The organism is Microbulbifer sp. MI-G (assembly GCF_030440425.1).
GTDB lineage: Bacteria > Pseudomonadota > Gammaproteobacteria > Pseudomonadales > Cellvibrionaceae > Microbulbifer > Microbulbifer spongiae.
Map to the genome: position 1 here is coordinate 4009702 of NZ_CP098023.1, position 25832 is coordinate 4035533.

19 protein-coding genes are annotated in these 25832 nt (G+C 55.2%); 13 read left to right on the forward strand and 6 right to left on the reverse strand.

The annotated features are described in order from the left end of the window. Positions 1-147: 147 nt before the first annotated feature. The 10 genes from M8T91_RS16520 to M8T91_RS16565 all read left to right on the forward strand — a co-directional run bounded on the left by M8T91_RS16520 (position 148) and on the right by M8T91_RS16565 (position 14276). Positions 148-1530: a nicotinate phosphoribosyltransferase gene (locus tag M8T91_RS16520; RefSeq protein WP_301415295.1), complete on the forward strand. Its 1383-nt coding sequence runs from the start codon at positions 148-150 to the stop codon at positions 1528-1530. 229 nt (positions 1531-1759) lie between these two features. Further along, positions 1760-3391 (forward strand): TldD/PmbA family protein, encoded by a 1632-nt coding sequence (locus tag M8T91_RS16525; protein ID WP_301415296.1) that lies wholly within the window; start codon positions 1760-1762, stop codon positions 3389-3391. Positions 3392-3429: 38 nt separating this feature from the next. After that, complete coding sequence (locus M8T91_RS16530; protein WP_301415297.1) at positions 3430-4761, forward strand: TldD/PmbA family protein; 1332 nt, start codon at positions 3430-3432, stop codon at positions 4759-4761. 27 nt (positions 4762-4788) lie between these two features. Beyond that, positions 4789-6420, forward strand: a complete 1632-nt coding sequence (locus M8T91_RS16535) for a TldD/PmbA family protein (protein ID WP_301415298.1) — start codon at positions 4789-4791, stop codon at positions 6418-6420. 123 nt (positions 6421-6543) lie between these two features. After that, the gene (locus M8T91_RS16540) at positions 6544-7269 is read left to right on the forward strand and encodes a DUF4159 domain-containing protein (RefSeq protein ID WP_301415299.1); all 726 of its coding nucleotides are present in this window, start codon (positions 6544-6546) and stop codon (positions 7267-7269) included. A 2-nt stretch (positions 7270-7271) separates the two neighbouring features. Beyond that, positions 7272-8270, forward strand: a complete 999-nt coding sequence (locus M8T91_RS16545) for an AAA family ATPase (protein WP_301415301.1) — start codon at positions 7272-7274, stop codon at positions 8268-8270. 5 nt (positions 8271-8275) lie between these two features. Then, positions 8276-9178: a DUF58 domain-containing protein gene (locus M8T91_RS16550; protein WP_301415303.1), complete on the forward strand. Its 903-nt coding sequence runs from the start codon at positions 8276-8278 to the stop codon at positions 9176-9178. 1 nt (position 9179) lies between these two features. Then, on the forward strand, positions 9180-10382 hold the full coding sequence (locus M8T91_RS16555) for a BatA domain-containing protein (RefSeq protein WP_301415304.1): 1203 nt from the start codon (positions 9180-9182) through the stop codon (positions 10380-10382). Next, positions 10363-12585, forward strand: coding sequence for a hypothetical protein (locus tag M8T91_RS16560; RefSeq protein ID WP_301415306.1), 2223 nt, complete (start codon positions 10363-10365; stop codon positions 12583-12585). The genes M8T91_RS16555 and M8T91_RS16560 overlap by 20 nt, the downstream gene beginning before the upstream one ends. Then, a complete protein-coding gene (locus M8T91_RS16565) occupies positions 12582-14276 on the forward strand; it encodes a small ribosomal subunit protein cS23 (RefSeq protein WP_301415308.1) in 1695 nt (564 codons plus the stop codon). Before M8T91_RS16560 ends, M8T91_RS16565 begins: the two co-directional genes overlap by 4 nt. On the opposite strand, the gene M8T91_RS16570 is transcribed toward M8T91_RS16565, so the two are convergent. Further along, positions 14265-14816: a lipocalin family protein gene (locus M8T91_RS16570; RefSeq protein WP_301415310.1), complete on the reverse strand. Its 552-nt coding sequence runs from the start codon at positions 14814-14816 to the stop codon at positions 14265-14267. The genes M8T91_RS16565 and M8T91_RS16570 overlap by 12 nt on opposite strands. Positions 14817-14951: 135 nt before the next feature. Next, on the reverse strand, positions 14952-15728 hold the full coding sequence (locus M8T91_RS16575; RefSeq protein WP_301415311.1) for a ferredoxin--NADP reductase: 777 nt from the start codon (positions 15726-15728) through the stop codon (positions 14952-14954). A gap of 124 nt (positions 15729-15852) precedes the next feature. Between M8T91_RS16575 and M8T91_RS16580 the strand changes: the two genes are divergently transcribed. Continuing rightward, positions 15853-16734, forward strand: coding sequence for a LysR family transcriptional regulator (locus M8T91_RS16580; RefSeq protein WP_301415313.1), 882 nt, complete (start codon positions 15853-15855; stop codon positions 16732-16734). A 547-nt stretch (positions 16735-17281) separates the two neighbouring features. Here the strand turns inward: M8T91_RS16580 and M8T91_RS16585 are convergent. Then, positions 17282-17812: a PadR family transcriptional regulator gene (locus tag M8T91_RS16585; protein WP_301415315.1), complete on the reverse strand. Its 531-nt coding sequence runs from the start codon at positions 17810-17812 to the stop codon at positions 17282-17284. Positions 17813-18210: 398 nt separating this feature from the next. Between M8T91_RS16585 and M8T91_RS16590 the strand changes: the two genes are divergently transcribed. Both M8T91_RS16590 and M8T91_RS16595 read left to right on the forward strand, forming a co-directional pair. Next, positions 18211-18909 (forward strand): aspartate/glutamate racemase family protein, encoded by a 699-nt coding sequence (locus tag M8T91_RS16590; protein WP_301415316.1) that lies wholly within the window; start codon positions 18211-18213, stop codon positions 18907-18909. 165 nt (positions 18910-19074) lie between these two features. Further along, positions 19075-19554, forward strand: a complete 480-nt coding sequence (locus M8T91_RS16595; protein ID WP_301415318.1) for a S41 family peptidase — start codon at positions 19075-19077, stop codon at positions 19552-19554. A 464-nt stretch (positions 19555-20018) separates the two neighbouring features. Here the strand turns inward: M8T91_RS16595 and M8T91_RS16600 are convergent, their stop codons facing one another. The 3 genes from M8T91_RS16600 to M8T91_RS16610 all read right to left on the reverse strand — a co-directional run bounded on the left by M8T91_RS16600 (position 20019) and on the right by M8T91_RS16610 (position 25798). After that, positions 20019-21464: a surface lipoprotein assembly modifier gene (locus M8T91_RS16600; protein WP_301415320.1), complete on the reverse strand. Its 1446-nt coding sequence runs from the start codon at positions 21462-21464 to the stop codon at positions 20019-20021. 182 nt (positions 21465-21646) lie between these two features. After that, positions 21647-22378 carry a Slam-dependent surface lipoprotein gene (locus M8T91_RS16605; RefSeq protein WP_301415322.1) on the reverse strand — a complete coding sequence of 244 codons (732 nt, stop codon included), beginning with the start codon at positions 22376-22378 and terminating at the stop codon, positions 21647-21649. A gap of 411 nt (positions 22379-22789) precedes the next feature. Further along, the gene (locus M8T91_RS16610) at positions 22790-25798 is read right to left on the reverse strand and encodes a TonB-dependent receptor (protein ID WP_301415325.1); all 3009 of its coding nucleotides are present in this window, start codon (positions 25796-25798) and stop codon (positions 22790-22792) included. Between the last annotated feature and the right edge of the window lie 34 nt (positions 25799-25832).

Genomic DNA, 25832 nt, shown 5'->3' on the forward strand with positions numbered 1-25832 from the left:
TGTTTTCGCCGGGATTGTGCATCCCAAGTGTCGCCCAGAGAGAAATTACACGCACTGACACTGGACGCTTCTCTATGGAAAAGGGGCGCTCGAACGAGCATTTTACGACACAGACCATACCTCCATCCAAACTCAGTTGAAAGGGCCATGCCAACAGAAAATCCGATCCTCAATGTGGACAGCTACAAGGCGAGTCACTACCTGCAATACCCGCCAGGCACAGAATATGTCAGCAGCTATATTGAGTGCCGCGGGGGAGAATTCGCCGAAACTGTCGTGTTTGGATTGCAAGCATTCCTCAAGGAATATCTGTGCAAACCGGTGACGCGAGAGAATATCGAGGAAGCGGCGGACATACTGCATTGCCACGGCCTGCCTTTCCACCACGCGGGCTGGGAACATATCGTACTGAGACACGGAGGCCTGTTGCCGCTGGAAATCAGCGCTGTCGAAGAGGGGTCCGTCATTCCCCTGCACAACGTCACGACACAGATCGTCAACACCTGCCCCGCCTGTTTCTGGCTGACCAGTTATATTGAAACCGCGCTGGTGCGCGCTATCTGGTATCCCTCCACAGTGGCCACCCAGAGCAGGGAAATCAAAAAAATCATCGCCCACTATTTGAGTGAAACCGCGGATTCCCAGGACGGTCTGCCCTTTAAATTACATGACTTTGGTGCCCGCGGTACCAGCAGTCTCGAAAGTGCCATGCTCGGCGGCATGGCACACCTGGTGAATTTTCAAGGAACCGATACGCTTTCCGGGATTATGGCAGCAAGGAAATTTTACCGTGCAAGGATGCCGGGATTTTCCATACCTGCCGCGGAGCATAGCACCATGACTGCCTGGGGTCGCGAAAACGAAGTATCCGCCTACCAGAATATGATGACACGGTTTTCTGGCAAGCATAAACGCTTTGCGGTGGTGAGCGACAGCTATGATTTGTGGAATGCGGTAGAACATATCTGGGGCGAAACACTGAGAGATTCTGTTATCAATACTCCCGGCACTGTAGTGATTCGTCCAGATTCCGGCAATCCGGTACAGATTGTGGTCGAGTGTATCGAACGGTTAATGACAATTTTCGGCGCTGAGATCAATCGCAAAGGTTATCGGGTGCTACCGGATTATATCCGCCTGATCCAGGGCGACAGCATATCGCGCTTTTCTATCCCCAAAATTCTGCAGGCAATGAAGGAGCAGCACCAAAGCGCTGACAATATCACCTTTGGGATGGGGGGAGAGCTGTTGCAGAAAGTCGATCGCGACCTGATGAGCTTTGCCATGAAAGCCAGTGCCGTGCGTATCTCAGGCACCTGGAAGGATGTGTACAAAAACCCGCGCACCGGTCCAGAGAAGGCATCCAGGCGCGGGCGACTGGCCTTGGTGCGGCAGGACAACGGCGCACTGAATACCATTCGCCTGGAAGCACTTGGCCAGCGCCGCAACCTGCTGAAACCGGTATATCGCAACGGCGAGCTGCTGATCGACACCACCATTGACCAGGTACGCCAGCGCGCGTCAATTTAAGTGGCTCCCCTCTGTCGGCTCCCCGCCACCGATCCGCCTGCCCCCACCAGGCCTCCATTCACCGAGGTGCCACTTTACAAGAGGGCGTGAAGCCTGATAGTTGTGCATCTTTCAAGGTGAGTACCTGGTACGGACTCTATGCCCGGCAGATCCCGCGCAGTAGTTGGGCCCATAATAATAAACACACCCCAAGCGGACAAGCCGCTGCGCTGGGGATACAAGGTAACCAATGGAAAGAAGACAATTCCTCAAACTCGCCGGCCTCGGCACCGGCGGTATCGTATTGCCCCTGCGGGGGATCGAGGTCAATGCCGAGCAACTGCTCGATGAGGGCATACACACCTCAGGCAAGAAACAGCTGGCGGATGTGGTCCTGAACACGGCACGCAAAGCCGGTGCCGATTATACCGATGTACGCATCGGCCGCTATCTCAACCAGTATGTACTGACCCGAGAGACCAATGTCGAGAATATCGTCAATACGGAATCCCTCGGCGCCGGCATCCGCGTGATTGCCAACGGCACCTGGGGTTTCGCCGCCACCAATGATCTGACTCCCGATGGTGTCTCCAGAGCCGCGCGCCAGGCCGTGGCCGTGGCCAAGGCCAACGCTAAGTACCAGACAGAACCTGTGCACCTGGCACCGGTGAAAGGGGTGGGCGAGATCTCCTGGCAAACACCCATCCAAAAAAATGCCCTGGCAGTGCCCATCAGCGAGAAGGTCGACTACCTGATGGCCGTCAACAACGGCGCACTCAAGGCCGGCGCCAGCTATATCCGCTCTTCCCTGTACCTGGTGAACGAGCAGAAGTACTTCGCTTCCAGTGACGGCTCCTATATCGACCAGGATATCCACCGCCTGTGGGCGCCTATGCAGGTAACGGCTGTGGACAAAAAAAGCGGTGCTTTTAAAACCCGCAACGGCCTCAGCGATCCAGTGGGCAGAGGCTATGAATATCTGGCTGGTCACGACAAGGACAAAATTCGCGGTCAGACCACGCTCTACAAATCTTCCTACGATATGGCCGAGGATGCCATGCTGGCTGCCGAGCAGGCCCAGGCAAAACTCTCGGCCAAGTCCATCCAGCCCGGCAAGTACGACCTGGTGCTGGAACCGTCTCACCTGTGCCTGACCATCCACGAATCCGTCGGCCACCCGCTGGAGCTGGATCGCGTTCTCGGCTACGAGGCCAACTACGCCGGCACTTCCTTCGCCACCCTGGATAAGTGGCGCAGCGGTAAGTTCCGCTACGGCAGCGACAAGGTCACCCTGTTCGCCGACAAGGTACAACCCGGCTCTCTCGGCGCAGTTGCCTTTGACGACGAGGGGGTGAAAACCAAGCGCTGGGACCTGGTGAAAGACGGCATTCTGGTAAATTACCAGGCCACCCGCGACCAGGTGCATATGATCGACCAGAAGGAGTCCCACGGCTGCAGTTACGGTGATAGCTGGTCCAGCGTGCAATTCCAGCGGATGCCCAACGTCTCCCTGGCACCAGGTGAGAAACAATACTCCGCTAAAGAGATGATCCGCGATGTGGAAAAGGGGATTTATATCGTCGGACGCGGCTCCTACTCCATCGACCAGCAGCGATACAATTTCCAGTTCGGCGGCCAGCTGTTTTACGAAATCAAGAATGGTGAAATTGTCGGCCAAGTGGAGGACGTCGCCTACCAGTCCAACACCCAGGAATTCTGGAACGCCTGTTCGGCCATTTGTGACGGCAGCGACTACCGACTGGGCGGCACCTTCTTTGACGGCAAGGGCCAACCCAGCCAGGTAAGTGCGGTATCCCACGGCTGTTCCACTACTCGGTTCGACAAAATCAACGTTATCAATACCAAGCGCAAGATTGCCTGACCGGCTGCGCACAAGAATAAGTAATTGGAGAAAAGGCAATGGCAATTCTCAGCAGAAGTGAAGCGAAGCGTATTCTCGATAAAGTTTTAAAGTACAGCCGCGCCGAGGAGGCCAGCGCACAGCTGGCCGGCGGCGAGACCGGCAATATTCGCTATGCGCGCAACAGTGTCTCCACCAGTGGTATCGTCAATAACACCGAACTGGCAGTGGAAGCCCGCTTCGGCAAGAAATCCGGTGTAGCCACCATCAACGAATTCAGCGATGCCTCCCTGGAAAAGGTGATGCGTCGCGCCGAGGAACTGGCCAGGCTCTCACCGGAAAATCCGGAATCCATGCCTATGCTGGGCCCGCAGAAATATGTAAGTGTGGACGGCTTCTCCAAGTCCACCGCGGATATCACCCCTGACCAGCGCGCCAGGGCCGCAGCGGACTCCATTATCGCTGCAAAAGAAAAGAAAGTGGTTGCCGCCGGCTACCTGGAAGATGAGCGCGCCTTTACCGCAGTCGCCACCTCCCAGGGCCTGTTTGGCTACCACGCCTTTACTGCCGCCAATTTCACCGTCACCATGCGCACGGAGAATGGCCTGGGTTCCGGCTGGGCAGAGAGCGATGTCACCGACTTCGCCGCCATGAATACTGGCAGCACCTCTTCCGTGGCCATCGACAAGGCGCTGATGTCACAGAAAGCCCGTGCCCTGGAACCGGGTAAATATACCGTCATCCTGGAACCCAATGCAGTATCCGGACTGATGGGCTATATGCTGGGCGGCTTCAACGCGCGCAGTGCCGACGAGGGCCGCAGCTTTATGAGCAAGAAAGGCGGCGGCAATCGCATTGGCGAGAAGATGTTCGACAAACGCGTTCACATCTACTCAGACCCCGCCAACCTCAATGTCCCCGCACAACCCTGGGCCGACTCTGACTTTATGCCGCAAGAGCGCATCGACTGGGTCAAGGACGGGGTGGTAAAAAACCTGACGCGCAGCCGCTACTGGGCCAAACAGAGCAAAGACAAAGCCGTACCGGGACCCAACAACCTGATTCTGGTTGGCGGCGACAAATCCACCGATCAGCTGATCAAGAAAACCCGCCGCGGCATCCTGGTAACCCGCACCTGGTATATCCGTATGGTCGACCCACAGTCTCTGCTGCTCACCGGTCTCACTCGCGATGGCACTTTCTATATCGAGAACGGCAAAATTCAATACCCCGTGAAGAACTTCCGCTTCAATGAGAGCCCAGTAATCATGCTCAACAATATCGAGGATATGGGTATACCGGAGCGGGTGGGCATGTGGGGCATGTCCGCAATGGTGCCCGCACTGAAAGTACGTGACTTTACCTTCAGCAGCCTTTCCGACGCCGTGTAACGGCCCGCACCCATTGAGGATAATGAAATGGACAGAAGAAAATTTCTCCAGCTCAGCGGTGCCGGTCTGGGCGTCTCTATGTTGCCACTGTCCGGCAGACTGGTGGCCGAGAGCAAACTCACCCAAAGTGGCCTGGATCTCACAGTTAAAAAGGAGTTTGCAGATGTAGCCCTGAACACCGCCAACAAACTCGGCGCCCGTTATGCGGATGTGCGTATTGGCCGTTACCTGAACCAATACGTGGTCACCCGCGAAATGAAGGTGCAAAATGTAGTGAATACCGAATCGATCGGTATGGGTATCCGGGTGATCGCCAACGGCACCTGGGGCTTTGCCGCCACCAACAATCTCACCGCTGATGGCGTTGTCCGCGCTACCCGCCAGGCGATAGCCACCGCCAAAGCCAATTCAAAATACCAGCAGACACCGGTACAGCTGGCCCCGGTGAAAGGCCACGGCGAGGTTAGCTGGCAGACGCCAATTCAAAAAAATGCCATGCAAATCCCCATCGCAGAGAAGGTAGACCTGCTGATGGAGGTGAATCAGTCTGCACTGGATGCCGGTGCCAGCTACATCAACTCCATGTTGTACCTGGTGAACGAGCAGAAATACTTTGCTTCCACGGACGGCTCTTATATCGACCAGGATATCCACCGACTGTGGGCACCCTTCTCGGTCACTGCCGTAGACAAGAAAACCGGCGCCTTTCGCACCCGCGAGGGCCTGAGCCAACCGGTGGGGCGCGGCTTTGAATACCTGGATGGCCGCGCTGCTGACAAGATCCAGTCGCAGACTGTGCTCTACCGCGACTCCTATGATATGGCCGAAGACGCGCGCCTGGCAGCGCAGCAGGCCCAGGAAAAGCTGACGGCCAAGTCGGTAAAGCCGGGCAAATACGATCTGGTGCTGGACCCCAGCCACCTCTGGCTCACTATCCACGAATCCGTCGGCCACCCGCTGGAGCTGGATCGCGTACTCGGCTACGAAGCCAACTTTGCCGGTACCTCTTTCGCCACCCTGGATAAATGGCGCAGCGGTAAATTCCAATACGGCAGCGACAAGGTCAATCTGTTTGCCGATAAGGTACAGCCCGGCTCACTGGGGGCGGTTGGCTATGACGACGAGGGCGTGAAAACCGGTAACTGGGATCTGGTAAAAGACGGCGTTCTGGTAAATTACCAGGCTATTCGCGATCAGGTGCACATGCTGGGACAGAAGGAATCCCAGGGCTGCTGCTATGCCGACAGCTGGTCCAGCGTGCAATTCCAGCGCATGCCCAATGTCTCTCTGCGCCCCGACCGCAAAACGCTGGGGGTTGACGATATGATCAAGGATGTGGAGAAAGGCATTTATATTGTTGGGGACGGTTCCTTCTCTATCGACCAGCAGCGCTATAATTTCCAGTTCGGCGGCCAGCTGTTCTACGAAATCGAAAATGGCAAGATCACCGGCATGGTGGAAGATGTGGCTTACCAGTCCAACACCCAGGAGTTCTGGAACGCCTGCTCACAAGTGTGCGACAAGCACGACTACCGACTGGGAGGCTCGTTCTTTGATGGTAAGGGGCAGCCCAGCCAGGTAAGTGCCGTGTCCCACGGTAGTTCCACCGCGCGCTTTGACGGCATCAATGTGATCAACACCAAACGCAAACTGGGCTGATTATTGATCAGTGCAGGGGCCTTACCGGTGAACTGGCTGATTGTGTAACCGGGGAGGCCCCTTGCGTCAATTTTCCCAACAGCAAATACCTAAAAACTGGCAACGCAGTCATAGAGTTATCCCGTGCCCCTGACCCGCAAGGCTTTTCTCCAGTACCTGATCCTGGGCAGTTGTGCCGCAGCACTGCCATTGGGCACGCGTGCGCAACATACAGAAGCAGGTAACGCACGGGCAGATTACGATTTTTATTTCACGCGCCTGATGTACGAGTCCGGTGACTGGGATGTGGATCAGCGTATGCCCTCCAATCTGCTCAACTCCCTGGTGGAATACACTAATCTCAAAGTCGATCCCAAAGAGCACATAGTGCCACTGGCTGATAGGAAAATGCTGCTGGCTCCATTTTGTTACCTGGCCGGACACAAGCTGGTACAGTTCACTGCGGAGGAGGCGAGAAATTTTCGCGACTATGTGAACCGCGGTGGTTTTGTGTTTGTGGACGATTGTAACCACGATATCGACGGTCTCTTTGCCAAGTCCTTCGAGGCGCAAATGGCCCAGCTGTTTGGTAATGACTGCTTGCAAAAACTGCCTCACGATCACGACCTCTACCGTTGTTTTTTCCAGTTCGACGAGCTGCCGGTGACCAGCTTTGAGTTAAATGGCTGGGGGGACGACCTGGTACACGATTATCTGAAAGCCCTCGTAATTAACGGGCGCGTCGCGATACTTTACAGCAACAAGGATTTTGGCTGTGAATGGGACTACGACTACCGCAACAAACGCTGGCTCGCCATCGATAATACAAAATTTGCGGTGAATATTGTTATTTACGCACTGACGAGCTGACTATGTTGAAGAGTCTGGAAAACACCATCGAAGAACAACTGCACAGTCTGAACAACCTGCAACAGGAGATTGCACGGGTGATCGTCGGCCAGCAGCCCGTGGTAGAGCAGATGCTGATCTGCCTGCTTGCCGGTGGCCACGCCCTGCTGGAAGGAGTACCGGGGCTGGGTAAAACCCTGTTGGTAAAAACTCTCGCCGATGCCAGCGCATTGGATTTCAAGCGGGTACAGTTCACTCCGGATCTGATGCCCGGGGATATTCTCGGCAGCGAGATACTTGAGGAGGATCACAGCACCGGCAAGCGCTTTTTTAAATTCCAGCGCGGCCCGGTATTTACCCACATTCTGCTGGCGGATGAAATTAACCGCACGCCACCGAAAACCCAGGCGGCCCTGCTGGAATCCATGCAGGAGGGCTCGGTCACCGTGGGCGGTAAAACGCTGGTATTGCCCGATCCCTATTTCGTGCTGGCGACACAAAACCCCATTGAGCAGGCCGGTACCTACCCACTGCCGGAGGCACAGCTGGATCGCTTCCTGCTGAATATCCAGATCAATTACCCGGATGCACGGGATGAAGTGGAAATCCTGCGCTCCACCACCGGCGTCGCCAGGATCAAACCCCGCCCCATCCTGGGTGCAGAGCAACTGCTTGAAATGCAGAAACTGGTGCGGGAAATTCATGTAAGCGACGATTTGTACCGCTACGTGGCGACACTGGTGCGCGCCACCCGCGCCGACACAAGCGCTAGCGATATCCTGCGACAGTGGATCAAGTGGGGCGCCGGCCCCCGTGCGGGCCAGGCACTGATTCTCGCCAGCAAGGCCCGCGCCCTGTTGCAGCGACGCCTCGCCGTTACCCGCGAGGATATCCGCTGTCTACTGCTGCCAGTACTGCGCCACCGGGTGCTCCTCAGCTTCCAGGCCCTGGCAGATGGTATCCAGATGCCACAACTGATCAACGAATTGGTATCCGCGGTGCCGGAGCCCGGCCGGGACTGAGTGCCGTGGTATTGATACCCCCCAAAACTCTGGCCAGCTGTCGCGATCTGGTATGGCTGTCACGGCATATCGCCGAGGGCGTGATGCTCGGCGTTCAGCACAGTCAGCGCCGCGGCACCGGTCTGGTGTTTCACCAGTACCGCGGCTATCAAGCAGGTGATTCGATCCGACATATCGACTGGAAACTGTTTGCCCGCAGCGATCGCTACTATGTGCGCGAGACCGAGCAGGAGAGCCGCATGCATGTGTGCTTTGTGCTCGATACCAGCGCCTCCCTGGGTCAGGCGAGCTTTGTCGAACCCAGTCTCAATAAACTGCATTACGCCAAATGCTGGATTGCCAGCCTGTGCTGGCTGCTCGACGCCCAGGGTGACAGTTTTTCCCTGTTGGCCATCAACAATCAACAAACCCGGTATATACCCGAAGGACAAGGCGAAAGTCACCAACGTCAGATCGCATTGCAATTACAGCAGCTCGATGCCAGTCATCACTGGCCGGATCAATCCCAACTGGCTCCGCTATGGCAGCATTTCGAGCGCCCCTGCCAAGTAGTGCTACTGAGTGATTTTTTCGAACAGGATAATGAGATCAGCAATTTCGCAGCCCGCCTGCACGCCGCCGGCCGCCCCTGTCTGCCACTGCAGTTGTTGGTGGAAGCGGAGCAGACTTTCCCTTTTAAGGGGGAACTGAAGCTACTCAACCCGGAAGCAAATTCCACTGGCCCGGTCGCTTTGGAGGTAGATGCCGAGCGGCAGCGTCATTCCTACCTGACTGCTTTTGCCCGAGCACAAGGTGAGCTAAAAGCGCGCTTTGCTGCTAAAGCGTGTGTATTGCAGACCGATTTTATCGAACAGCCTGTGGAAAAATCCCTGCGCCAGTTTATCCAGCACCACGGCAGGTTGTGCTGAGATGTTGTGGATAAACCTCTTTTTCCAGTCCCCACAGTGGTTATGGCTTTTTGCTGCCCTGGCTATTCCCATTGCCATCCACCTACTGCGACGTAGTAACCCACAGCAGATCTCCTTTGCTGCGGTGCAGTGGATACAAAGATATGCACAGAGTCGCGCGCGCCGCCCTGTGGTGGATAACAAATGGCTGCTGTTGTTGCGCCTGTTACTTGTTGCCCTACTGGTCCTTTTGCTGGCTCAGCCGTTGATCAAGCGGGCACTGTACCCCCAAGAGGCGGTGATTCTGGTAGACCCCGGACTTGCAGCAGCAGACGCGAATGCATTTATCCATAGTTCCCTGCCACAGCTGGCAGAAGTCAAGCATAAAGTGCTGTGGTTATCCCCCGAAACAGCTGAGATAACCTCACCCCCACCACAATATACAGACCTGTGGAAAACCCTATCCCGGTTGTCCCATCGCGCCGATTTGCGTCGCGCCCATATCCTGTTGGCAAACGATACCTTCCCGGCATCCCATCGTGCACTTCAAATCAGCCCCCATTGGCAGTGGCACAGCTTGCATAGGCCCTCCACAGTACAGAGCCCGATATTGCCGCGGATCGCAGTGATGGGGAAAGCACCCAGCTGGTGGACACCAGTATTGGAGGACTGGCGGGATACCATGCCGCAGTTATCAGTAAAAACCCTGGAACCGGAAGCAGCGCCCAAGGCCCAACAAACGGATTGGCTGATTTACACGGGCTCTACGCCGCTACCACAGACAGTGATGGATTTTGTATCCAGCGGCGGCTTGCTGATCACCGATAAGCACACTCAGGGCCCTGACAACTTCAACTTTGCCACCGTGGATAGAAACCCCCTTGTGCAAGCTGCTCCCGTCGGCCGGGGAAGCTGGCTGCGCTATGGAAGCGATTGGCACAGCGCAGAATTTTATCGCCGCGCAAACCTGCCTGACGATTTATGGCAACAATGGTCTGCTCAGGACTGGCCTCTGCAACACCGCAACCGCAGCCAGTGGTCGGGCAATACCGCGATAGGCATCCCTGTGACGGACAGCGCTGTCGAACGTCACCGCAGCGAGCCACTGCAATCCTGGTTGATAGCCGCCCTGCTGATATTGCTGGCCCTTGAACGCCTGCTTGCCCTGACGCAGCCTCCGGCGCATGCGGCAGACAGAAACAGCGGTGAAACACACCATGGGTAAGGGCCTGCAAACCATTAACGCTGTATACAGGCGCTGGCAACTGGCAGCCCTGCAGCCTTACCTCTGGCTGGGCACTGTACTCGGCCTGCTGGCCGGCGTGGGAGTTTTCGTACTCAATTGGCCCCAGTGGCTGTTGCCCGCCTGGTTCAGCATTGTGCTGGGGGCACTGTTGATGGATCGCTGCTGGCACCCTGCCCAGGCACAGTTATGCCGCCAGTTGGATCGACAATTACCGCAACTGCAGGACAGCAGTCAGCTGCTTTGGCAACCGAAATCTGATCTGAGCCCAGTTCAGCAGCTGCAACGCGAGCGTATTGATAAGCAGCTGCAGCAAGTATTGCGAGACAAAGATAAAACACCATTCGGTCCACCACGCTTGCGCAGTCCCCTGGCTCATGCCGTTGGTGCCTGCCTGGGATTGTTGTTATTTATCTTCAGTGACACCGTTTTCACAACGAACAAACCCAACCCGGCTCAACAACACGCAACCCGTACTGCGACGGAAAAACTGGCAATAGCGCGCGCAGAAACCCGTATTCAACCGCCCGCCTACACCGGCCTCGCTATACACAGTCAATCTCTGCAAATCAACGTCCCGGAGCAGGCCCGGGTACAGTGGCATATTGAATTCAACAGACCAATAGACAGCCTGGAAATGCTGGCGGAATCGGAGCACTTTGTCTTTCTCCCAAAAGGGGAAGTGCCCGGCAAACAATGGCAGTTACAGCGCACTGTGAATAAGACAGACTTTTACCAGCTCTCTGTGCAGCTATCGGGTACTCGAAAACTCTTGCCGGGAATTTACAACATCCAGGTGCAAAAAGACAAAGCCCCTGAGTTTGCCTTTGAAGCGCCGAGCCTGCGTATTGACAAGATTCACGGGAGTGGCAGCAACATTCCCGTGAAAGTCCTGATTAAAGACGATTACCAGGTAAGTTCAGTGGATCTATTCGTCACCCTTGCCAGTGGCACCGGGGAAAATTTACGCTTTCGCGAGAAGCGCATTCCGCTTGCCAGTTTGCAGCCAAATATTTCAACCAATGGTCAAGAGGCTCTCTACGATTTCACACTGCCCATTGAGCAATTTTCCATGCAGGCCGGCGATGAACTCTACTGGTACCTGGAAGCCAGAGATAACCGTGAGCCCAGTGCCAATGTAGCCAAGAGCCAGCATTTTATCCTGCGCTGGCCGCAGGCAGAAATCTTTGGTCTGAGCGACAGCGAAGGTATGGCAATCAAGGTATTGCCGGAATATTTTCGCAGCCAGCGCCAGCTGATTATTGATACCAAAGCCCTGCTCGCCGAGCGGGAGCAGCTACAGCAGGAGGTATTTCGCAAACGCTCAGAAGGGCTGGCCTATGAACAAAACCTGCTGCGCATGCGTTACGGTCGCTTTCTCGGTGAGGAGGATTCGGAAGCGGAACATGTTGAGCACACCAGCGATCAACACGGTGAAGAAGAAGCCGCACACAATGATGTTCACCATCACCCTGAACACGACGAGCACCAGGCTCACAGCGAGGAAACCGCCGCACCCTTCCCACAGCGCGATTCCCACTTCGAACAGGCAGAACGGATAGCGGCCTCGGTCGGCCACCTCCACGATAACTCTGAGCATGCCACCCTGTTTGATCCGAAAACCAAGGAGCTGCTGCGCAGTGCGCTGAATGCCATGTGGAGCTCCTGGCGCGACCTGTCGGTGATCGAACCCCAGGCCTCCCTGCCCCATCAACACCGGGCCCTGCGCTTTATCAAGGAAGTGCAGCAGGCCTCTCGTATTTATTTGCAGAGAGTCGGCTTTGAGGCACCGCCGTTAGACGAGAATCGCCGCCTCAGTGGCGATCGGTCAGAAGCCGTCCCGGAGGCCGTCAGTCATGAATTCGAACAAGCACAAAGAGCGCAGGTACTCGCATTGATGGCGCAGGTACGCGTTAGTGCCAGCCTTGACACCGATCTGTTGCAACAGGTAAACGAACTTGCCACAACACAGGCGGCAGACATCGGACTGGAGTTCTCCAAACAACTGCGTTTATACCAGCAGCGATACCAGCAACCGGAGTGTACCGACTGCCGACATTCTCTTATCCGGCTGCTCTATCGGCTGTTACCTGAGCCCAAGGCGGCCCCTTCGCTGCCTTTGCAGGCTGAAGAAAATAGTTATTTCAGCCGCTGGCTGCACAAGCAAGGGGAGCACAAACAGTGATAGCGTTTGTAATACCCGGCCTGTGCCTGCTGGCTTGTACCGCGTCAATTTTCCTGTTGCAACGCCGTCGCCGCGCCAAGCCATTGGATTATGGCCTGCAACTGGCCATCTGGCTCAGTGCCTGGATGCTCTGGCAACCCCCCGCATTAGTTACAGCCGGGCGCCATATAGAGCTCGACAGTGAGGATCTGGCTGGTGCGTTACCGGTCACTTTCGCCGGAGTGAAAAATATCTCGCTGAGTGGTGTGCCGCCAGGTCGCGACGCCCTGCGCGACCTGGCCCCGGTGCGCCTGGATCTGTCGAATTTGCAGGTTTCCGATACAGGCTGGGGGTTCCACTGGCCACGACAAATCGCCCTGGGTGAAGCCCTGCAATTGCAAATTCACAGCGAACAACCACTGGCTGAAAGCGCACGACTTGCCCTGGTGAATCCCTACGGCGATATCGAAGAGAGCCTTGAGTTAAAAGCTGGGGAGAAAGTGCAGGCACAACTCAGTGCCACCCCTAAACTCACCGGTCCCCAGCTCTTTCGGGTGCAAATTGAAAACGCTGCGGGCGAAAGCCGCTTCGATCCACTGCCAATCGTGGTACAGGAGCCGCGCCAACCCAGGGTATTGCTATGGCTTGCCCGCCCCGCTTTCGAGTCGGCCGCACTGTCCCGCTGGCTGCGCCAATCCGGTGTTGCGGCACAGGTGGTGACCCAGTTGGCCCCTGAGATAGTCAGAGAGGAGACCCTAAACGGGTTGCAATCTATCGGATCACTGGAACTAATGGCTGTGACAAGCCCCTTCCACCTGCTGATTCTCGATAGCGACTTGTGGCCACAATTGAGCCCGCAGCAAAAGCAACAGCTTAGCGCATTAGCCTCACAAAAATCGCTCTTGTGGTTAGTCCGCAGCGATGCCTCTGAAGCCTTTCTCCACTACAGCGCCGCCCAGTCCATGCCACTGCAAAAGGCGGAAAATACAAAGCCGGATACAGACAGCTTCACCGACCTTAACGATCAAAATACGGACAACCCGACTACCCCCTCCCTGCGCCCGCTGGGCTTTCAGGCAATGCAGTCAGGTCCCAGTGATTTTTTACTGGGTGATCGGGAAAATCCGCTTTTCTGGGGCCGCTCGACCGACACGCAGCACCTGGGATTTATCCTGTTCAGCGACAGTCACCGCTGGCTCACCAGTGGCTTTGCCACAGAGTTCACCAGTCTGTGGAAATCCATCTTCGATTACCAGCTCAAGCACCTGGGAACACAGCAGCCGATAACACTCTCCGGTGCATTGCCGCGCGCGCAGGAGCGCATCACCCTGTGTAGCCCACAATTTATTGAAAAGCACCCACTGCTGTTTGATTCTCAGGATAAGCCCCTATCTGTCGACGGAATCGCTGCAAATGGCAGTCCCCAGGGCCAGTGCCATAACTTCTGGGCTCGAAATTCTGGCTGGCACCAGCTAAAGACTAAAAATAGCCGAGAACCGCCATTCGATTTTTATATCTTTGCCAAAGACGACTGGCCTCTCTGGCAGCAATCCCTGAGTGCAATAGAGACCCGACAGATGGCTGCCGCGCGCCTGGGGCCGATAGATAATACCCATTCCGCCAGGGTGCCTATCGCGCGACATTGGCCGGCCCTGATTCTGCTGGTACTGGTGTGCTTGAGCTGGTGGCGGGAGCGCGCCTTATTGCGCTGAGGGCCTGTTGCCCGGTTGGGCTTCCTGCTTGGGGAAAATCAGTTGCTCAACAGGGTAACCCATCGCCCGGGCCTTTTGTAAAAACTGTTCCAGCACATCCTGAGGCATGGTCGGGGTGCGGGACAATATCCACAGGTAAGACTTGTTATAGCCGGACACCATCGCGTAGTCATAGTCACCCGCCAGCGCAATCACGATATAGGAGGAATAGAAAGGCCCGAGGAAAGAGACTTTCAAATGGCCCACATCCCTGGGCCCGACAAACTCGGCCCGCCCCTCTGCCAGTTGCCAGGCATCGCGTCCTTTCGAATAGCCGGTATTGACCACGGCCACAGAACCGTCGGGGTTGAGGCTGTAGTCCGCCGTTACCAGAGTCAGCCCCCGTTCAAAGGCGTGGTCCAGGCGGGCAATCTCATACCAGTGGCCCAGATAGCGCTGCAGCTGGAAATCTTCTACCGGCTCTACCCCCTCTGGCACCCGCGTACAGGCACCCAGCCAGAGAATGGAAAACAGTAACACTGCCAACGAAAACCACTTCACCTCAATACTCCCGGCAATAGGGCATCCCAGCCAGAATGGAAGGGGACGCTACAAGGTCAGGATAGTTTCCACAATGGCTATTTCATTGATAAAAAACCGCTGTGAAGGGGACTTTTCTGTAGTCAGTCTAGCAACTTATTTTTCTACGAACGCACGTTCAATCACATACTCGTGGGGCACACCCGCGCGGGTTTCCCTGAATCCCCAGTCATTGAGGATTTTGGTGAGGTCTTTCAGCATTCCCGGGCTGCCGCACAGCATAAAGCGGTCTTCCTCAACCTTGGGCTTGGGTACTCCCAGATCCGAAAACAACTTGCCGGTTAGCATCAGTTCCGTCAAACGGCCATTATTGCGGTAGGGCTCGCGGGTCACTGTCGGGTAATAGAGCAACTGCTCACGCACCATTTCCCCAAAGTATTCGTGCTCGGGCAGCTCATGCTCAATCTGCTCCTGATAAGCCAGTTCGGAAACATAGCGAACGCCATGTGTCAGGATCACCTGGTCGAACCGCTCATAGACGGAGGGATCTTTAATAATGCTCAGAAAGGGGGCCAGGCCGGTTCCCGTGGACAACAGCCACAGACGCTTGCCAGGCAGCAGGTGATCCGCCACCAGGGTACCGGTGGGCTTCTGCCGCACAAAGATCTCATCGCCCGGCTGGATCTTCTGTAACCGGGAAGTCAGGGGGCCATCTGGCACCTTGATACTGAAGAACTCGAGTTCATCCTCATAGTTGGCACTGGCGATGGAGTAGGCACGCAGCAGTGGGCGACCGTTGTCCTGCTGCAGACCGATCATCGTAAAATGTCCATTCTCGAAGCGGAAACCCGAATCCCGGGTGGTCTTGAAGCTAAATAGTGTGTCGTTCCAGTGATGGACATCCAACACCTTCTCTATATTCAATTTGGACATAAACTTAAAACCAGTTATTCCATGAGTATCTTGGTAGTTGAATTTTAGCCCTGGAAGATCTATTGGCAAAGTGGGATATTTCGATATTCCTTATCTAATTTAACGATTAACCGGAGGTGCCCCTGTGCGCTATACGCTGCGCCAGCTGGAAGTGTTCCTCGCCTGTGCCCACCACGAAAATGTGAGCCGCGCAGCGGCGAGCCTGAGCATGTCGCAGTCCGCCGCCTCCACCGCTCTCAAGGAGTTTGAGCAGCAGTTTGCCCTGCGCCTGTTTGAACGTACGGGCAAGCGCCTGCGCCTCAACGAATTGGGCCGCCAACTCTGGCCCAGGGCCGAGCAGCTGTTGGAACGGGCTCGGGAATTGGAACAGACTCTCGCTAGCCATCGCGATCTGGGGCGCCTGAAAATAGGCGCCACCCTGACCATTGGCAACTACCTGGCAGCCAGTGTGATGGCGCGCTATATGGAGGAGCAGCCGGGCACACGCGTGGAGCTGGAAGTCGCCAACACCTCGGTAATCACCGAGCGGGTTCTCAGCTTTGAGCTGGATCTGGGACTGATCGAAGGGGAGTTCAACCACCCGGATCTGGAAATGATCCCCTGGCGCAGCGACGAACTGGTCGTGTTTTGTGCGCCCTCCCACCCCCTGACCCAGCGCAAACGCCTGACGGACAAAGATCTGCTCAAAGCTACCTGGATCACCCGAGAACCCGGCTCCGGCACCCGCCAGACTTTTGAGCGGGCAATGGCGGGGTTACTTCCCCACCTCCATATTCTGTTGGAATTGCAACACACAGAAGCCATCAAGCGGGCTGTGGAAACCGGCCTCGGAATCAGCTGCCTGTCCAGGGTTTCATTGACGGATGCGTTTAAGCGCGGTTCCCTGGTGGAGCTGCCGGTGCCCCAGCGGGACCTCGGCCGGGAATTCTATTTTGCCCTGCACCGGCAGAAATACCGCAGCACAGGTATTGAGCGCTGGTTGGAGCTGTGCCGACAGGTTCCGTAAGGCAAAGCATAGGCCGCACCTGCCACTGCCCAGCCTAAAATAACCCTCAACTGCCGGGCACCCATACCGGCCCGCACCCCTGATACATTCCCGCTCTCCGTTGAAACCAATGGGAGACAATATTCATCACGACAGCCATAGCGTTGTTCCAGCAATACCCTGGCCAATTGTATTTCGTAGCCAACTACTGGCTAAGCTCGCATTACCCCCGGTCTTTTTGGACAAATGTGCGCACAGCGTATTGGTCTAATAACCTTATGCGGCTTAAAGACTTTTTATCTGTATTTTGCGAATATGACAATCGTTATTAGAAGTATTAAGCATTGGTGCCTGTGGTGTGTAATGATAAACAGGGGCGTGGGACAACGTGTAATACACTTGGTCCCAGGGCCCGGTCATCGTAATCAGGAAAAACAATACTTCCGGGCAGCGTTCTGACCTGGCAATCTTTTGCTGCAAGTTTTCAAAAAACTGTTTTTACCCCGTTGGCTGTGGAGTTCTTTTTCTTCGGATTTAAATTTCTATAAGGCAGCTGTTGGTATTTTGTTCATTCCAGCTCTTCACTCAGGTTCTCCAGCCAGGTGATCCAGGTCTTTTCTGCCTCAATCCCCAACAGCAAAGTCCTGTGGGCGAGCCAGTAGCGCTTTTGCAGGGCAGCGTCACTGTTTAGCACCTTTTCATTTTGCTCCTGGTAATGCCTCAGCACCTCCCTGTGCAGCTGCAGTTGGGAGTTCAGCGCACTGCGTAAATCATCGCGATCCAGGTGGTGGCCTGCAAACATCCGCACCAGAAAAGGTTCGCGAATTTTTTGCGGTGCGGTCGGTTGGGTTACCCAATGGCGTAACTCGGCGCACCCCTTATCGGTAAGACTGTAAAGCTTTTTATCCGGCTTCCCCTCCTGGGGCTGTTCAACACAATCCAGCAGGCCTTCCTGGTGCAGCTTGTGCAACTCCCGGTACATCTGCTGGTGACTGGCACTCCAAAAGTGCGACACACTGCGCTCAAAGCGGCGCTTCAGGTCGTAACCACTACCTGGCTCAATGTCCAAAAGCGTGAGGACAGCATAGCGCAGAGACATAGACACTCCGATTGCTGTTTGGCAGAGCAGTGCATCATAGAGGCTCCGCAGCCCGCTGACCAAACGCTGCCAAAATACATAACCAGATGTTTATACTAAGAAATACGTCTCTTTAGGACATTCTCCTTTAAATATGCACGAGCCCGATAGGTCGGACTGGATTTTAAGCAAAATAGAGATATAATCGCCCATCTGTGTGCCGGGCCTCTGCGCGCCTCCTGTATTGCCTGTCCGCCCCTATACCCACACCACAGGCACCGGCATCGCCGCTGCAGCGGAGCCCCTGTGGAATCTATCCGACAGTTTGTCGATCAAGGTTACCGGCCTTCGATGGAGGCGCTGGGTCACCGGACAACTACCCAATTGCGCGCGCAATATGTTGACAGAGGAAAACTGCCGTGTTGACCTACAATGCTATTGAAGAGAATTCCCCCACCGTTGGGGTGATCGCGGGGACGCCCACAGATACCCGCTTTGGACTGGACTTCCTCACAGCGCGCCAGCTGCGTGGAGTCGGCCTGTCCCTGTCATCCTCGCCGCAGGCACAGACCCAGTTACAGGCGCTCGACCGCGGCACCCTTACCGAGCAGCTGATCACCGCCATTGAGCAACTGTGCCAGGCCGGGGCCCAGGCTGCTATGATCTACTGTAACTCCCTCTCCGGCGCCGTGGACCTGGCTGCGGTAAAGGCCGCGGCCCCGATCGAAGTGGTTTCCCCACTGGAAGTGTACACAGAGCTGACCCGGCGTTATCGCAACTTCGGTTTGCTGGCCGCCAACTGCCAGAGCTGTGCCAATATCGAGAGGGAAATTCTCGAACGCAATAAAACGGCCAAGGTCATCGGAATCGGCAACCTGCAGATCGTCGAGGATATTGAAGACAATCTCGCCCCAGAGGTAATTATCGAACAACACGCCCTCGACGATTTGGTGGCCGCTCTGGTAAAAAGCGGGGTACAGATCCTGATCCTGGGCTGTACCCACTTTGACTACTTTTATAGGGAGCTGCTTACCCATTGTGATGGTATCCGCCTGTTCCTGCCCTCGGAGCGCATGTTGCAGTTGTTACAGGCACATCTGCCCACCAAACCGGCTTGATGGTGCTGCCTTCCTTTAACAGCGTTGAAATAATAGCAACCAACAACCTGAAATGAACCTCTCCACCTCAAGGCACTCTACTGACAAGTATTTGGAGCACCAACATTTAAAGGTATAAACTTGAAGTTGAATGGATTTTGGCTTAGTCACCACTATGGAAAGGCCATGTTGATTGAAAATCATACCATACGGTATATTGACTACACAGATAATTATTACCTGATCACCCAGTGCCAGTCTTTCTCCATGACCTCCTTTTTAAAAAACGGGTGGTTGCTTTCTGCAGACGGCTTACATCTAAGACGAGTGGATGCTGAGCATGGTATCAATTATCGATATGAACCCTACGAAAAAGGCTGCTTCAATACATTTATCGAAACCCGAAACAGGCTTTTAAAATGCGGTGATACCGGGTACCTCTTCAATTCAAACCAGGAATTTGACTTTTTCTGCGAGACATTTACCAATTACTATTGCGCCTTTTCCCTGCGTGAAATTAACTGGAAAAATGTCTGCAAAAAAGTATTCCCAAAATTATCAAAAGTCGTATCCGAGCAGGATTTTTTCCAGGTGCTCTCTCAAGCAATTGCCCCTTTACAAGATGCGCACGTAGTACTGGAATGGGAGGGGGAAGAAGCTATTTAATATGTAAATGCTGAAACCATTTGGGATCGATATAGACTTTTGACTATCGATCAGGGTATTCAAGGGGCAGATGCACTGTGGGATTTTGTATTTGACCAAGTAGACAGGCTGACTGGCGTGCCATTCCAGGGCATGTTTTCTGACATCCTTAAAAAAATTACCCTGCGGCATTCAATTCGGGGTTTCCAATGAATGCTATTTAGCCACAGAGGGGCACTGGTTAAAAAAACGGAATCCCGGTTTCTCTTACTACTCCTTATGGATGTGATAAGCAATTGTTGGAACAGAAAGACTGGGGTATGGAGTTTCTGCTGTCTCTCTGATTTATGGCAAGTATTATCGCCATACCCTTTGGAAGCTGTCGATGCAATTTCAACCAAAGTATCTTGTAACCGGCATCAGATAGCGCAGAGTTTACTACTTTGGGCAACCGGAACAATCCCTATTCACTGGGCAACGGGGCTTTAAAAGCGTTTTTCCAGCACTATATCGACCGAGGCCTTTTCATAGCTGTAGAGCCAGTCCACATTGCTTTTAACCCGGCTGTATTGCAGGCTGATACCAGGCGCCAGGCCGTAAAAATCGACTCCTGGCACCCGGATCAGCAGGTTGTAATTCTGTTCCCGATCCATTCTCCTGGTACCAAAGGACTTGCTGAAGGCACCGTATTTACGCTCACGAAAGGCGCAAAACAATGTTATCTCAACTCCCCACTGCAGTGTTTGCGATGCACCAAAACGCAAGCCCCGGGAAACACGGGCATTCACCGGTTTGGCCGTTTGCTTGGATATGTAATCAAGCCCTGCAAACAACAGCCATTGATCAAAAGGCTGATGCCACGCGGTGGCATAGATGGAGGCGCGCCCGCCCGACTCAAAAGCATAAACGTCTTTCTCGTATTCCTCCTCCCTGAAAGATGTCTCCAGTTTCAAGGCGGTCTTGCTGGAAAAGTGGTGCGTCCATTGCAGATTGCCACCCCAGGCGGAGTAAAGGGTATTATCGCCGAGTGTCCGATACTCATACATGGGAGCCGCCAGGTACTGATTTGCTGCACTGCGATAGCTGTAGCCCCACTTTATCGCAACGGTACTCTCATTAAACGCCTGGTGCGCACTATAATTCTTTCCATACAACAGGGTATTGAGCTGCAGGCCGTGATGGCTGTTGAAAGAAAAGTGCCTATCGAGCGCAGCATCAAAGCTCACGCCATTGGCAGAAATCGCCTCAGGCGCTCGACGGTCGATCAGGCAGCTGTTATCGGGTGCGCGCAGGAAACAGCGATAGCTTTTTGATGACTGATTCAGATTATCGATATAGCTGGGGCCAATCGCCATTGATCCCCGCCAGGAATCCCGGTCTTCGAGCGCCCGGATAAAAAGCGAAACCTTGTTGCGCACCCCTTGTGCCATCGTCTCAGCCTCTGGGATGGTTTTTTCTATATGGCGAAACAGGCGGATGGCATCGTCGTTCTTATGGTTCTCAAACAAAACCCTGGCCAGTTCCAGTTGTCCCGGCAGAAATTCGGGCTGCAATGACAACAGTGCGCGATACTCAGCCTCCGCCTGTATGAAGTCTCCCTGCCTGCGGGCGAGGGCGCCACGGGCATAATACACCAGCATTCGGTCGTGATCGGGCAGTGCGAGGTAGCGCTGCAGCAAGTGGTCGACAGCGTCCCACTGCCGCTGTTGCAGCGACCGGTACAAAGCGTAACCGAGTTGCTGCACCGTATTCCCCACCGGCTCAATCCCTCTCCCAGCCTCCTCCCGTTCCTGGGATTCTTTTTCTTCTCCAGGCGCCTCCAGCAGGGAGGCTTCCCGCCTCTGTTCGGTGAGAACATTTCTTTGCCGCAGCCTTAATTCAGTATCTTCATCGGCGTTGACAGACGGCATAGTGAAAAAAAACAATAACACTATGACTATCCAATGCGGGCAATATTCTTGATAAAAACCCTTTACCTGTCCCAAAAACGCCATAGCCAACTGGTTCCGATAACACAAAGGCGGGGCTCACCAAGTAAGCCACCGCCAAAAGCCGTACATTTTTATTTGTCTATGGGAAAAATAAACCGAGGTCTTGCCGCGGCCGTATTCCGCTAGTCTTTGGTGCCACCGAAAGCCGTGTCCAATCCACGATCGGCACCGGGGAACTGGGCGATGCCGGCCAGGGCTGCGGCATCAGCACCAAAAAAATGGCCTGTAGCTGTGCCGCTGGCAGTCGAGGTAATTGCTGTACCACTGAACCCGGCCGTGGCGAGATCGATATTGGTAGCGATACCAATTACCAAGGTGCCATTAGACATTGAGCCGTTCAGTGTCTGTGCGCCAAAATCGGCAGTGAAAGTGCCGCTGAGCTGGTTGTTTTGGGTGCTAGTGTAGTGGTTGACCCCTTTGACGGAATAGGTGGCAGTGCCACTGGTGGGTACCGTAGTCCCCTGGTCGTCGCCAACGTAATAGACTGCGCGCTTGCCGTCATTGGTACCGCCACCGGTGATATCCTCGGCCCACTCCCCAAACCAGACGTCTCCAGCACCCACTTTGGCAAAATTGAAAGCGCCCACACCGCCGTGGCCGGAGGCCAGGGTATAAATGCCGTTGCTCTGGCTACTGGACAGGACGAGCCCCTGAAAATCCACTTTGGACTGCGTGGAACCGAAGGCCGCAATGCCGATACCCGCCTTGCCGGCTGTGTGGGGGCCGCCGTTGATCACGGACTCGCCCACTTCGATATCCACATTGTAACTTTGCGTTCCATCGAAGCCGGCGTGGCCGAGACCACTCAACAACAGGGTACCGGCAGTGCATGCCGCCAGGGTGAATTTTTTCATCGTGAATCTCCTCAATACAATTACAAGTTGTTGGTTACCGAAAGGCCTGCAATGATGCCCGCCATCCTGCGGATTTTCCCTGACCGCTTGGGTCACTACCCAGAAATACCGTGACCACTGCGCGAAGTTTTCTGTATTTCGGGACACTGACCGATCTGCGACCGGCTGCAGCACTTTCCTGTGGCGCATTGACTTCACAAGCCGTTCGGCTGTTGCCTTCGGGTATCGCCATTGAGCCGACCCTTTCTGATCGGCAGCTTTGCGACCCCTAAAGTACCGGCGCGGTCGCGCGGCGTTGCACCGGCCCCCGGCTGGTTGCGGCCTGCTCCTATGCCGCCCGTTCAGCCAAGCCATTTTGATTCGGGCCCGGGAATATAGGGCCCGATTGCTGCCTCCTTATTGTTTACCCAATTAAAACGTCACGCCCATCACCAGCTTCAGGGTCCGTCCCGGAGCGGGCACACTTGAGCGCACCAGAGGATCGATGTAGTAGATATCGGTTAGATTGGTGCCTACCAGTTCAAAGTTCAGATTGTCTTTCGCGCGATAGTTTAGATAGGCGTCGAAGGTGGTTACCGAGGCGCGTTCCAGCGATTCCTCGCGCTCGCTACCCGACAGATAAACCATACGGACACCAGTTTCCAGGCGGTTGTCAAAAAAGCGCCCCCCCAGATTCCAGTTGGCAGACAACTTGGGCACAATCTGATCCGCCAGGTATCCGCCGGAGAAGCCGCCGTGCTGGCAATCCTCCAACTCGCCGTTTGGGTCTTGCTGTATTGCCAGGCTCTCGTCACAAACGGTATTTTCCAGGTTGTAGGCCAGACTGAGATCGGTAAAGAAGCGCCCGCTGTCATAGCGCCCACTGAACTCCAGCCCCCGCAGGGTCTGTTGCTCAATATTGTAAAACTGCAGGGCTGAGATTCCGCTACGCTCGATAATGTCTTCGGTGCGATGGTGGTAATAGCTGAGTTTTAAGTCAGAATTTTCGAAATTGTGTATATAGGCCAATTCGTAATTGTAGGCATGCTCGGGCTGTAAGTCGGTATAAGGATTAAACGTGCTGGAAAATCCCAGTGTGCTTTCAAACAGGCTCGGGTAGCGCAGCGCCTCTGTATAACGCACATAGGCACGGCTGTTGTCGGAGAAAAACACCGTGGCGGCGAGCGCGGGCACCCAGCCACTGCCACGCTGTTTTTCCGCCACAATGGGCACGTCATAACTTTCGAACTGGTTGCCGATACGGCAGGTGTCGGCAATCAGAGTTGCTGCCAGTTGGCCATTGGTACAGGGATTTCCCGCACGGCTGTATCTTCCCCGACCATCGTGCAGCCACGGAATGCGGTTCTCCAGTATGTCACTTGTACGCCTGGCATGTTCGCGGATGTTCTTTTTCCGTTCTTCACTAAGCGGTGGGAGCCAGGGAAACAATTCCATCAAGCGCTCATGATTTGCTATCTCTTCTTCACCCTTCGCAATGTGTTCCTGAATCTGTTCCTCGGTGTATTGCATCAGGGCCGTGTAGTTGAGGTACACCCCCTTATTGACTGTGGTATCGGTGGAAAAACGCTCATCACCCGCCTTGATACGGCTGTCGAGGAAATCGTCGAAGGTCCAGTAGTCCACGTAGCGCATAGCGGCGCTTAGGTGCAGATACTCCGTTGCCAGCCAATCCAGCTTAAGACTGAGATTGATCTCCTCCCGTCGCCCGGCCCGTGGCCACTGTCGCCAGCCATCCACAATGCCGTTGTACTGATCATCGGAGCGCAACTTTTGGTACTGATAACTGCCCGACAAATCAAGGGCCAGGGAATCGGTAAGTGTCATCGTATTGCTGATATCAACCCCTACGCGGTGCTCTGCGGCATTTGACGCTGCCGTATTGCGCAGAATCGGGCTGGCGTCCGGCAGCGGTGACTCCACCGGATTGGCAAAATTGGGAAATCCGCCGGCGCTATTGGTGTCGCTGACCGTATCGGTGGCCCACAGACGGGACTGCAAATTGATCCACTTGCTACCTGGTTGCCACTGGTAGTTCAGGTGATAGGCCCGCGTATCCACCTGGCTGAGGGGCCATTGCGCCATGGTATTGTCAACCAGGCTGCCGGCGCGGCTGGACATGATTTCTCCATATCGGGCATCCGTATGGCGAATGCCCAGCTCCAGGCTCTGCCCCCCGGTAAATTGGGCTTTGCCCTTGAGCAGTACCGACGCCATCTCGCTGGAAGTGTTGGGCACTTCGTGGCCGGGGCGCTGCCGGTTTGCCAGTGTGCGGGGATTGATGCGCGTTATGGAAAACTCCGGGCCATCGGGCTCGGAATAAAAATCTGCGCGGCGGCTGCCGGAATAGTAATTGCCTTTGTTGCGATAGGCATAAGCACCGAGCAATTCATAGCCCGCCCCGCGGGTTGCCAGCGCCAGGCGATAGGCATAATCCTCCCCGGAAAAGAGGTTCTCATTTTTACTGTCATCCATCTTCTTCCAGAGAGAGGGATCGCCGTAGGGAAAGTTCGGGGTATCCTGGGGAAAACCGTCAACATCCCGGTAGTCCCGACCGGTGAGCAGGGTGGGCGTTCGGGGGGCAACGGCATTATCACTGGCTTCCACTTTGAATATGCTGCCGAAAGTGTCGCCGGACTCCAGCACGTCGCTGGCGGAAAGAGTATTGACGGCAATACCCCCTCCGACCGCTGTGTGCACATCGGCTCTGATGGCGGGGCCCTTGATAACCTGCACGCTGGCAATCAGGTTGGGATCGATATAGTTGCGGTTGGAAATACCCCGGTAGCCCCGCCAGACGGTCAGTGCCTGTTCGGTGCCGTCGATGGAAAGCGGCACCCGGCCCGGCCCCTGGATACCGCGAATGCTGGGGTCCAAACCACCACCATTGCGCGCGTCACCGCTGTAGATATTGAGCATGCCCTTGAAAATATCCGCCGAATCCTTGCCCTTGTAGCGTTCGATCTCTTCGCGGCCACTGAAGGCAGTGGACAGGTCATCATCGTATACGGCGTCATAGCCGGCCCGATCCCCATCGCTACCCCGTTCGCCACTGCCGATCACTTCAATCACAGGGATCTGCATCAGTCCTTGCCCTGCCGCCACAGCCAGGCGGTAGGCGCCATCGGACTGCCGTTCAGCGCGAAGGCCGGTATTTGCCAACAAATGGGAAAAGCCCTGTTCCACCGTGTAGCGACCCTGCAGGCCCTGGCTGCGCATATCCCGGGAAAGTGCTGCATTTAAGTGCAGGCGAACCCCGGCGGCCAGGGCAAACCGATTCAGCACCTGATCCAGCCCGCCAGCCGGAATATCAAATTGTTGGGCACGGGCTGTATCGGCCTGAGGCCGCGGCGTTGCCGTCGCCATCAGCATGATCAGCCCTGTCAGGCAGACTGCAACCAGCGGCCTGGTTTTGGATCGCAAAGGAAAAACCACCCTTTCCCCCTTCTGTCTCTGA

Bases quoted from the DNA above. Each gene is read 5' to 3' on its own strand.
- M8T91_RS16520 (WP_301415295.1), top strand. From the start codon at position 148: ATGCCAACAGAAAATCCGATCCTCAATGTGGACAGCTACAAGGCGAGT.
- M8T91_RS16555 (WP_301415304.1), top strand. From the start codon at position 9,180: ATGTTGTGGATAAACCTCTTTTTCCAGTCCCCACAGTGGTTATGGCTT.
- M8T91_RS16545 (WP_301415301.1), top strand. From the start codon at position 7,272: ATGTTGAAGAGTCTGGAAAACACCATCGAAGAACAACTGCACAGTCTG.
- M8T91_RS16585 (WP_301415315.1), bottom strand. From the start codon at position 17,812: ATGTCTCTGCGCTATGCTGTCCTCACGCTTTTGGACATTGAGCCAGGT.
- M8T91_RS16605 (WP_301415322.1), bottom strand. From the start codon at position 22,378: ATGAAAAAATTCACCCTGGCGGCATGCACTGCCGGTACCCTGTTGTTG.
- M8T91_RS16530 (WP_301415297.1), top strand. From the start codon at position 3,430: ATGGCAATTCTCAGCAGAAGTGAAGCGAAGCGTATTCTCGATAAAGTT.
- M8T91_RS16575 (WP_301415311.1), bottom strand. From the start codon at position 15,728: ATGTCCAAATTGAATATAGAGAAGGTGTTGGATGTCCATCACTGGAAC.
- M8T91_RS16525 (WP_301415296.1), top strand. From the start codon at position 1,760: ATGGAAAGAAGACAATTCCTCAAACTCGCCGGCCTCGGCACCGGCGGT.
- M8T91_RS16535 (WP_301415298.1), top strand. From the start codon at position 4,789: ATGGACAGAAGAAAATTTCTCCAGCTCAGCGGTGCCGGTCTGGGCGTC.
- M8T91_RS16595 (WP_301415318.1), top strand. From the start codon at position 19,075: ATGTTGATTGAAAATCATACCATACGGTATATTGACTACACAGATAAT.